The organism is Arthrobacter sp. Y3223164 (assembly GCF_059091005.1).
Genome location: NZ_JBNHGF010000717.1, coordinates 1 through 762, shown reverse-complemented (window position 1 = coordinate 762; position 762 = coordinate 1). Strand labels below are relative to the sequence as shown.

2 pseudogenes are annotated in these 762 nt (G+C 71.9%); both read left to right on the top strand.

The features are described 5' to 3' along the window. A pseudogene (locus tag AC5RUJ_RS17595) lies at window positions 1-407 on the top strand (hypothetical protein); the annotation flags it as partial. Between the two features lie 138 nt (window positions 408-545). Further along, window positions 546-762, top strand: a pseudogene (locus tag AC5RUJ_RS17590) (hypothetical protein); the annotation flags it as partial.

The window sequence follows — 762 nt, the reverse complement described above, 5'->3', positions numbered from 1 at the left end:
GGCCGCTGCCGGTGCCCAAGGACTACCCGCTGCGCTTCGACATGGTGCTGGAGGAGGTCCGCAGCCCGGCCGGGGGCGGACCGGAGCCCGGCCACCGCGCCGGGGATGTGCTGGTCTTTGCCGGGCGGGCAAAGATGCTGGGACCGCAGCACCTGAGGGTGCGGCTGGCCGGCGGGTTCGACAACGCCGCCGACTTCCCGCCCCAGGATTTGGGCCCCGGCGGAGAAGCCAGCTACCTCCATCCTGTCCGCACGGTGACGCGCGCCGACGTCGCGGCCGGAGGCCTGACCGTTTCCTTCTCCTGCACCGCGGTCCCGGCGGACGAACCTTCCGGCGGTGCCCCGGTGGCGAGCCGCACGCGGGAGTTCAGCATCGACGTCGTCAGCGGTGAAATCCGCGAGACGTGACGCGCGCCTCGGCACCATCCCGGCGCCCTCCCGGCGAGGTGTGCAAGGATTTAACCCGGGATCAACGAGCGCCGCCCGGCGGTGGCGGAGACGCAGAACGGAGAGGGATTGCAGGACAAGGACCCAGACCAGGAATCCATGTCACCCATGACTCCGCAGGCGGGAATGCTGCCGATCATCAAGCCGAAAAACATCCCGGCCAACGACGCCGGCCGCGGCTCCGGCACCGGACGCGCCGGTTCGGCCGCTGGGCCCCAGAGCACCCACCCTCCGGTGCCACGTCCGACGGACCGGCCGGTAGCCAAGCAGGTCAAGCCCGTTCCCAGCGGCACCGCGCCGCTGCCCGCCTCCGCGG